Below are 8,586 nucleotides of genomic sequence, written 5' to 3'. Positions count from 1 at the left end.
GTGAATCCCCTATCTTCATGTTTTAAATTTAAATTGAACTACAGCACCCCTTGCGAGGGGTGGCCATTCTAACCAAGTTATCCACATCTGTCATGGGTCATTTCTAAAGTTTTGGCCAAAAAAGAAACTTTCTGTTTTAAATTTGAATTTAAACCACATGTGGATAAAGTTTTCCATAACCTGTGGATAAAATATATCACAAAGTTATCCACAATTCATATAAATTATAAAAACATAGTTATCCACAATATAATCATCTGATATTAGAATATAAAAGTATCATTTACACAGAAAAAAGCCGCTCTAATAATAATAAATTTAAATTTTAAAATTTGAATTTAATAATAACAATGCAATCTGGTGTGGATAACTTAACTTACAATGAATTTAAATTCAAAACCAGCAGCCTAACTCAGAAATACAAAATATTGTTTATAAAACTGTGGATATTTTTAGTTTTTAAATAAATGTATTTTAAAATAAATGGTTTATATTGTGTATAAGTTTTAAATTTTATCTCTCTCATTTTTATATTTGTATATTTCTCTATTCTTGGAATTACAATCAAAATTGAACAAAAGACGGGTTTTCATTGACAGCGTAAAGATTGCACAATACAATCGCGAACCTTTATAGAAAGATCATTTTGGAGTTTCGACATGAAACGTACATTCCAACCATCTGAATTAAAGCGTAAGCGCGTTCATGGTTTCCGTGCTCGTATGGCTACTAAAGCTGGTCGTCAAGTATTAGCTCGCCGTCGTGCCAAAGGTCGTCACAGCTTAACTGTTTAATTTCAGTTTAAGTTTAAACGACTTGGGTGTCATGACACTTTATAGCTTCAGCACAGCTGTACGTATCCGCTGTGCTGCAGATTACAAAAGTGTGTTTGATGGTGCGCTTTTTAAAGTGCATCAACCCCACTTCTTATTTCTTGCCAGACCGACCGAATTGCATCATAGCCGTTTGGGTATTGTTGTGGCCAAGAAAAAAGTGCGTCGTGCACATGAAAGAAATCGGATAAAACGACTTGCTCGCGAAAGTTTTCGCCTGCATCAGCAACAACTGGAATTATTAGATATCGTAGTAATGCCTAAAATAGGTATAGAAGATATTTCTAATGCCGAGTTGCACCAGCAACTACAGATAGCTTGGCAAAAGTTACAACGCCAGGTTAAAAAACACCGAAAAATAGCTGTTTCTTCCTCACAAAACTAGAGATACCAATGAGACGTTTATTGCATTGGTTGATACGTTTCTATCAAATTGCGATTAGTCCGCTGCTTGGACCTCGTTGTCGTTATATTCCAACTTGTTCTCAATATTCGTTAGAAGCCATTCATGCGCATGGCGCGATGCGTGGCGTGTGGTTGGCCGGTAAACGTATCTGTCGCTGTCATCCGTGGGGTGGTTCTGGCTATGATCCTGTTCCCCCAAAAGCAATTCGTTTTATTTCATTTCAGCAAATAGATTCTCAAACCTTTCACGTTACTGTACCCTTTCGTGATCGTTTTTTGAATCAAAATCACTCTAACCACTTGGGGTAATAGATATGCAACAATGGGCCAGGTTTGCAATTCTCGGGGCCATGTTTGTCGTCGCATATTTGCTCATTTTGGCGTGGCAAAAAGATTATGGTCATGCAGAGACAGCGCCGCAGCAACAGGCAGTCGTTTCGCATGAAGTATCTGCAGATTTGCCAAATAGCCAAGCGGCATCAGCTTCTTCTGATGTACCGCAAGCAAATATTGCAACGCCACAAGCAACAGATGTAACTGCACCTGTAAATCAGCAGCTGATTTCAGTACAGACTGACCTCTATCATCTTTTGATCAATCCAAAAGGTGGGGATATTGTACGAATTGAATTACTGAATCATGACAAGAATAAAGACAGCGATCAGCCGTTTGTCATGCTGGAAAGTGATGCCAAGCGTACCTATGTCGCACAATCTGGTCTGATTGGACTCAATGGTCCAGACAGTAACCGTAGCGGCCGCCCGGTATATGAGGTTGAAAAAACTTCTTATGACTTGCTTAAAGATGCTCAGACTGTCAGTAAAGATAATGGTAAAGCAGTAAAAGTACTGACTATACCAATGGTCTACAAGACTGCTGATGGTGTAGAGATCATTAAGACCTTTACCTTTAAGCAGGGCGAGTACCCGATCGTGGTCAACCATAAAGTGGTGAACCGTAGTCAGCAAAACTGGCAGGGTCAGATGTTTGGCCAGATCAAACGTGATAATTCTGAAGATCCTGGTAAGTCTGATCAAGGGATCTTTACGCTTGGTACCTTCCTGGGCGGTGCCTGGGGCACACCAGAAGAGCATTACAACAAGCTCAAGTTTGATAATTTTAATGATGAAAAGCTGAATGTTGATGCAAAGGGTGGCTGGATTGCTGTAGTACAGCATTACTTTGTGAGTGCCTGGATTCCGGGTCAGCTTAAACTGACTCAAGCCAATGGACAGCCATATGCTGCCAAGCTCGAATCACGCAAATCAGCTGATGATATGAATATCATTAGTTTTACTTCGCCAACTATCAATGTGCCAGCCGGTACGGTTGCTGAAGTAGATGCAACCTTCTACTCAGGTCCAAAGATTCAGTCCGAGCTCAAAGATCTGGCAGTAGGTTTGAACCAGACTGTAGATTATGGCTGGTTATGGCCAATTGCTAAATTATTGTTCCTGGGTCTGCAGTTCTTCCATAACATTGTCGGTAACTGGGGTTGGTCAATTATCCTGCTGACTATACTGGTTAAACTTATTCTTTGGCCACTGTCGTCCAAAAGCTATCGCTCTATGGCGAAAATGCGGGTAATTGCACCAGAAATGCAGCGCATGAAAGAAGAGTTCGGTGAAGACCGTATGCGTTTCTCTCAGGAAATGATGGCACTCTACAAGCGTGAGCAGGTTAATCCTCTCTCAGGCTGTTTGCCGCTCTTGCTGCAAATGCCGATTTTCCTTGCCCTATACTGGGTATTGATGGAAAGTGTAGAACTGCGTCATGCGCCATGGTTCGGCTGGATTCAGGATTTGTCGGCGATGGATCCGTGGTTTATTCTGCCGTTAGTCATGGGTCTGACCATGTTTACTCAGCAATCACTGAATCCGCAGCCAGCTGATCCAATGCAGGCAAAAGTCTTTAAGATCATGCCGATCATTTTCACTATATTTATGCTGTTCTTCCCAGCAGGACTAGTACTGTACTGGATTGTCAACAACAGTATTACTATCTTGCAGCAATGGTTTATTAACCGGAGTGTGAAGAAAGAACGCGAAAATGGTGTTGAAGTGATTTAATAATCCATTCAGCTCACTTGATCGATGCTGAATAAATCCGTCCAAGATGATAATCTTGGACGGATTTTCTTTTGCTGTTTTTAAAATTTTTAGGTGATCAATATGCTCAACTCCACCACAATTGCTGCGATAGCGACTCCACCTGGCCGTGGTGGTGTTGGGGTAATTCGCCTCTCAGGTCCGAAAGCCTATATGATTGCCGAACAGTTAACCCAGCGGTCTCTACCAAAAGCCCGCATGGCAGCTTTTCGGCAGTTTTATGATGCAGAGCAGCTGGTAATGGATGAGGGATTGGTTATCTGTTTTCCAAATCCCTATTCATTTACGGGAGAAGATGTTGTTGAGCTACAGGGTCATGGTGGACCGGTAATTCAAAATGCCCTGCTCTCCCGACTATTCGAGCTGGGTGCCATAGCGGCCAAGGCTGGCGAGTTTTCCATGCGTGCCTTTGAAAATGGCAAACTTGATCTGGTACAGGCCGAAGCCATTGCTGATCTGATTGATGCCACGTCACAGGCAGCTGCACGCTCTGCAGTACGTTCTTTACAAGGTGCTTTTTCTGTTAAGGTGAATTCTGTATTAGAGAAGCTTATTCATTTACGTTTACATGTAGAAGCGGCGATTGATTTTCCTGAAGAAGAAATTGATTTTCTCGCTGACGGAAAAATTCTCAAGCTGCTGGATGATGTTGCCAGTTCAGTCACGCTGGTACAGCAATCTGCACGTCAGGGCCAGTTACTGCGAGAAGGCTTACAGGTGGTCATTGCCGGAAAACCAAATGCCGGTAAGTCTTCGCTCTTAAATGCATTAGCAGGTAATGACCGCGCTATTGTTACTGATATTGCTGGAACAACCCGTGATGTACTGCATGAAAAGATTAGTCTGAACGGTCTACCCATTACACTCACAGATACAGCAGGTTTACGTGAAACCGGTGATATTGTAGAACAAGAAGGGATACGTCGCGCAATTAAGGAAATTGAACAGGCTGACTTACTGTTACTGGTCTATGATTTGAGCCAAGGTGAAGATCCTCTAAAATTAGCCCAGAATTATTTTGCTGAACATCTGGAGCCTAAACGGCTTATACTAATTGGAAATAAGTGTGACCTCATTGGGGTCCAGCCAGAAGCAGGAAAATATCAGGGTTTTCGTCATATCAGTGTATCTGCAAAAATGGAAACCGGCGTCCAGACACTCATAGAAGCGATTACAAACCATGCCGGCTTCCAGCCAGAAGAAGATACCTTTATTGCCCGAACACGGCATCTGGACGCAATGAAGCGTACACAGGCATATCTGGCTGAGGCACGTGAGCAGCTTACAGATTTTCATGCAGGTGAGCTGGTAGCCGAATCATTACGGCTGGCCCAAAATGCTTTAAGTGAAATTACTGGTGAATTTAGCGCCGATGACCTGCTTGGGAAAATTTTCGGGTCTTTCTGTATCGGGAAATAGTTCAAAATCAAGTGAACTCATTATCAATAAATTGATAAGTTATTTAAGCCGGTCTTAGGACTCTCTATAGAGAATTAAAACCCTACCTTTATCAGAGTTGGCCGGCTTTTAATTTCTATTAATAATTTGCCAGAATTTTTATAAAAAGCATAAGCAATGAGCTAAATTTTAATATTAGTAACTCCAAGACTTGATAGAAAATTTTACCTGAATCAGGTTTAGATAAAATTTATGGAATTCCAAATATCTAAATAATATTTTCAGTGAAAATGATTAAAATATAATAAATTAAGCTGATTTAGGATTTGATGACTGCTCCATTCTGCTAAGCCATAAAGTTCAGGTAATTATGATGAAACTATTTTTTTAGGCCAGAGTAATAAGGCCAGACAGAGCAGCGCTATGCTCGCACAGAAACTCAGTACCCCGAATGTCAGTCCAAAATGATCAGCCAGATAGCCTACGGCAATAATTGGTACAATTGTGCCCAGATAACCGATAAAAAGATAAGTTGACATAACCGCAGCACGATTACGTTCATGAGTCATGCTGTGAATCAGACCAAATGCACCCATTAACCCTAACCCATGCCCTGCGCCGACCAGAAGGTCACTGATGAAAAATAGCGGGCTCCATTGGGAAATCATACACAAGGCCAGTAAGATCAGGCTGAACATTAATGTACCCACACCCAGATTCAGGCTTTTAATGGGTGATAGTGAGCGTGCAAAAAACTGTACAACAGCAGAGGTAAGTAAAATACTGGCAATTGCACTGCCACTTACCAGCGGGCCATGCCATGGAATTAAATCTTTCACAAAAGAAGGTGACAGTGAAGCAAATAGACTGAAAGCACCAAAAGCACTAAAGGCAGTCAGGCCGGCAATAAAAAACAGGGTCTTGTAATGTGACTCAGGAATTTCCAGATGTGGCGCTATAGAAAAATTCTGCCGTTCGAATTGAGGTGATTCAAGGCGGGCCAAACCTAACAGGCAAAGGAAAGCTACCACAATCACCGGCAAATAAGGACTTATAAGAGGCTGATCAGAAAACTGGGCAATCAGTCCTCCAATAAAGGGCCCAAGCCCGAAACCAATCACAGTAATCACTGAACTGAGTTGCGGTGCATAAAGTTTATGTTGATCAGGAATCGTCGTAATCAGGCCAAGCATGGCTGAGGTACTAATCAGTCCAGAAGCAATCCCGATCACAAATCGTCCTGCCATCAACCAGTAAATATCAACGGCAACTGCAGAAAGTGCCAATCCACAAATCACGATGACTAAACCGATTTGCAGTGTACGGAGAAAACCCAAACTATTACTGGTACGACCAAAGAACAGTAAAGTGGCAAGACAGCCAAACATATAGGCGACGAAAATATAAGTAATGTGACTTGGCAGTAAATGCCATATTTGCTGGTAAATCGGATAAAGCGGGCTAGCGAGCGCTGTTCCAATGGTACCAGTACATAAGGCAAGGCTTACCATAAGAAATGGATGCCAAGATTGTTGTTTCATAAATGAAAAGATCAGGTCGTAAGCAGGAATAAAGCTGATAGTAGCCTGAAGCCTTCGAAAAATCGAAAGTAAATAAGTAACCTGAATTAGTGCCTGTCATAAATCTGGGACATTACTATTTAGATAGCCAGGATCTATGGCCAGATCAGGTATAACGCTTAAGTAACTTGAGAAACTCGGCCAGTTCCTTTTCATTATCATCATTTTGTTTGATTACATGTTCACGTAGATGAGATTCAATCAGCTCATTCATCAGGCCATTTACTGCACCTTTTATAGCTGCCACCTGCTGTAATACTTCAATGCAGCTTTTATCTTCTTGCTGCAACGCAGTTTCTACAGCTTGAAGCTGCCCTTGAAGCCGCTTGACCCGATTTAAAATTTTCTTGTCCTGATGTAAATGACCCATGCATCACCTCTAAAAATAATTATACTGGGGGGAGTATATGGAATAAACTGTTATGCAAAATTTTAACCTATCCCGACACCATAAACACCAGTTTGATCAGGGGAATCCGCTCGCCCAGAAACGAATCCTGTGGGCTACACTGTTAACCGGTTTCATGATGCTACTCGAAATAAGTGGTGGCTGGCTATTTAACTCTATGGCTTTACTGGCTGATGGCTGGCATATGAGTTCACATATGTTGGCTTTGGGGCTCGCTTATCTGGCTTACCGCGCGGCGCGTCACTATGCAAATGACCAGCGTTTCAGTTTTGGAACCTGGAAAATCGAAATTCTGGCAGGTTACAGTAGCGCCATTTTATTGATTGTTGTAGCTTTATATATGGCGGTTCATTCAGTTGAACGTCTGATTTTTCCGGTTGCTATTCACTATAATGAAGCAATTCCGATCGCAGTACTCGGCCTATTGGTAAATCTGCTTTGTGCCTGGCTCTTGCATGATCATACTGACCATCACCATCACCATCACCATCACCATCACCATCACCATCATGAACATGAACATGAACATGAACATGAACATGAACATGAACATCGTAAGCATAGTCATGATTTAAATCAAAAAGCTGCTTTCTTGCATGTGGTTGCTGATGCGGTGACATCGGTTTTCGCTATTATTGCGCTTCTGGCTGGAAAATATTTCGGCTGTGCCTTTCTGGATGCCGTCTTGGGAGTTGCTGGTGCTGTATTGGTAGCGCGCTGGGCCTGGGGACTTATAAGAGATACAGGCCGAACCTTGCTGGATGCAGAAATGGATCATCCGGTAGTCGCTGAGATTCGTGAGGTTATTGTCGGTTTACCAGTACAAGTAGAAATTACTGATCTGCATGTGTGGAAAGTAGGCCGTGGAAAATTTGCCTGTATTTTGGCTTTGGAAACCCAAGATGACTTGAATGCTGATCAGGTTCGTGATGCATTAAGTATTCATGAGGAAGTGGTGCATATTTCGGTTGAAATCAATATGCCGTTGTAGATGTTCCACGTGAAACCTTCCTTAGTTAGTTAAAATATTTTGTTAAAAATATGTTTAAAAAGAGCTAAAAGATTAGAATCAGGCAGGATTAACCTAAAATGAGCCATCCACGCATGAAAAAATTATTAATGCTAGCGCTAGCTGGAATACTCAGTAGTAGCTGCTTTGCCAATGTAGAGTCAGTACAGAATAATTTAAAGCAGCATTATCCTAACCTGAAATTTGAGCAGATTCAGTCTACTGAGATGAATGGAATCTATAGTGCAGTGCTAGATGGCCAAGTAGTTTACGTGGGTGAAGAAGCCAATCATATTCTGGTTGGTTCCATGATACGTCTTAAGGATCAGCAGAATCTAACCAAAGATCTGGTGCTTAAGCAAAATAGTATTGACTGGAAAAAGCTACCTTTACAGGATGCGCTTAAAACAGTACGGGGCAGCGGCAAGCGTCAACTTGCCGTCTTTTCTGACCCAAATTGTCCATATTGCAAAAAGCTTGAGGCTGAGCTTGCCAAACTTAATAATGTAACGATTTATACTTTTATTTATCCGATCAAACCACAGTCGGTAAAACCGGCTAAACAGGTATGGTGTTCGGATAGCCGTACAGTGGCTTGGCAAAGCCTGTTAGTTAAAGGAATACAGCCCACTGCCAATACCAGTTGCACTAATCCGATCGAGCGGAATTTGAGTCTGGGAAAATCACTGGGCTTGCAAGGTACTCCGGCAATCATTTTCTCAAACGGTTTTAAACTGATGGGGGCTTATCCGGCGGAACAGATTGAACAGGCTTGGCAGGAATTTGGCTTATAAGCTATAGCCATAAAAAAGCACCGGAAACGGTGCTTTTTTATTTTAATTTT

The 8,586-nt window shown here is 41.9% G+C and carries 9 protein-coding genes; 7 read left to right on the top strand and 2 right to left on the bottom strand.

Going from position 1 to position 8,586, the window contains the following annotated elements; all coding sequences use genetic code 11:
• Positions 1-659: 659 nt before the first annotated feature.
• The 5 genes from rpmH to mnmE all read left to right on the top strand — a co-directional run bounded on the left by rpmH (position 660) and on the right by mnmE (position 4,765).
• A complete protein-coding gene (rpmH, locus tag AC0VYT_RS14385) occupies positions 660-794 on the top strand; it encodes a 50S ribosomal protein L34 (protein ID WP_000831329.1) in 135 nt (44 codons plus the stop codon).
• 31 nt (positions 795-825) lie between these two features.
• Positions 826-1,218 carry a ribonuclease P protein component gene (gene rnpA / locus AC0VYT_RS14380; RefSeq protein WP_005017526.1) on the top strand — a complete coding sequence of 131 codons (393 nt, stop codon included), beginning with the start codon at positions 826-828 and terminating at the stop codon, positions 1,216-1,218.
• A gap of 8 nt (positions 1,219-1,226) precedes the next feature.
• On the top strand, positions 1,227-1,547 hold the full coding sequence (yidD, locus tag AC0VYT_RS14375; RefSeq protein ID WP_005017530.1) for a membrane protein insertion efficiency factor YidD: 321 nt from the start codon (positions 1,227-1,229) through the stop codon (positions 1,545-1,547).
• 5 nt (positions 1,548-1,552) lie between these two features.
• Positions 1,553-3,307, top strand: coding sequence for a membrane protein insertase YidC (yidC, locus tag AC0VYT_RS14370; RefSeq protein WP_005017531.1), 1,755 nt, complete (start codon positions 1,553-1,555; stop codon positions 3,305-3,307).
• Between the two features lie 102 nt (positions 3,308-3,409).
• Positions 3,410-4,765: a tRNA uridine-5-carboxymethylaminomethyl(34) synthesis GTPase MnmE gene (mnmE, locus tag AC0VYT_RS14365; protein WP_005017533.1), complete on the top strand. Its 1,356-nt coding sequence runs from the start codon at positions 3,410-3,412 to the stop codon at positions 4,763-4,765.
• A gap of 347 nt (positions 4,766-5,112) precedes the next feature.
• Here mnmE and AC0VYT_RS14360 read toward each other — a convergent pair whose 3' ends face one another.
• Together AC0VYT_RS14360 and AC0VYT_RS14355 are read right to left on the bottom strand one after the other, a co-directional pair.
• Positions 5,113-6,285 (bottom strand): MFS transporter, encoded by a 1,173-nt coding sequence (locus AC0VYT_RS14360; protein ID WP_005404705.1) that lies wholly within the window; start codon positions 6,283-6,285, stop codon positions 5,113-5,115.
• A 145-nt stretch (positions 6,286-6,430) separates the two neighbouring features.
• Positions 6,431-6,694 carry a metal/formaldehyde-sensitive transcriptional repressor gene (locus AC0VYT_RS14355; RefSeq protein ID WP_005017539.1) on the bottom strand — a complete coding sequence of 88 codons (264 nt, stop codon included), beginning with the start codon at positions 6,692-6,694 and terminating at the stop codon, positions 6,431-6,433.
• Between the two features lie 52 nt (positions 6,695-6,746).
• On the opposite strand from AC0VYT_RS14355, the gene dmeF reads away from it, so the two are divergent.
• Both dmeF and AC0VYT_RS14345 read left to right on the top strand, forming a co-directional pair.
• Positions 6,747-7,724 (top strand): CDF family Co(II)/Ni(II) efflux transporter DmeF, encoded by a 978-nt coding sequence (dmeF, locus tag AC0VYT_RS14350; RefSeq protein ID WP_005017542.1) that lies wholly within the window; start codon positions 6,747-6,749, stop codon positions 7,722-7,724.
• A gap of 98 nt (positions 7,725-7,822) precedes the next feature.
• Complete coding sequence (locus AC0VYT_RS14345; RefSeq protein ID WP_005017545.1) at positions 7,823-8,536, top strand: DsbC family protein; 714 nt, start codon at positions 7,823-7,825, stop codon at positions 8,534-8,536.
• The last annotated feature ends 50 nt before the right edge of the window (positions 8,537-8,586 follow it).

This window comes from Acinetobacter sp. QJM3NY_42 (genome assembly GCF_056173745.1).
This window is presented reverse-complemented; position numbering and strand designations above follow the sequence as displayed.

Excerpts from the sequence above, each read along its gene's own strand:
- rpmH (WP_000831329.1), top strand. The coding sequence starts at position 660 with ATGAAACGTACATTCCAACCATCTGAATTAAAGCGTAAGCGCGTTCAT.
- rnpA (WP_005017526.1), top strand. The coding sequence starts at position 826 with ATGACACTTTATAGCTTCAGCACAGCTGTACGTATCCGCTGTGCTGCA.
- yidD (WP_005017530.1), top strand. The coding sequence starts at position 1,227 with ATGAGACGTTTATTGCATTGGTTGATACGTTTCTATCAAATTGCGATT.
- yidC (WP_005017531.1), top strand. The coding sequence starts at position 1,553 with ATGCAACAATGGGCCAGGTTTGCAATTCTCGGGGCCATGTTTGTCGTC.
- mnmE (WP_005017533.1), top strand. The coding sequence starts at position 3,410 with ATGCTCAACTCCACCACAATTGCTGCGATAGCGACTCCACCTGGCCGT.
- AC0VYT_RS14360 (WP_005404705.1), bottom strand. The coding sequence starts at position 6,285 with ATGAAACAACAATCTTGGCATCCATTTCTTATGGTAAGCCTTGCCTTA.
- AC0VYT_RS14355 (WP_005017539.1), bottom strand. The coding sequence starts at position 6,694 with ATGGGTCATTTACATCAGGACAAGAAAATTTTAAATCGGGTCAAGCGG.
- dmeF (WP_005017542.1), top strand. The coding sequence starts at position 6,747 with ATGCAAAATTTTAACCTATCCCGACACCATAAACACCAGTTTGATCAG.
- AC0VYT_RS14345 (WP_005017545.1), top strand. The coding sequence starts at position 7,823 with ATGAGCCATCCACGCATGAAAAAATTATTAATGCTAGCGCTAGCTGGA.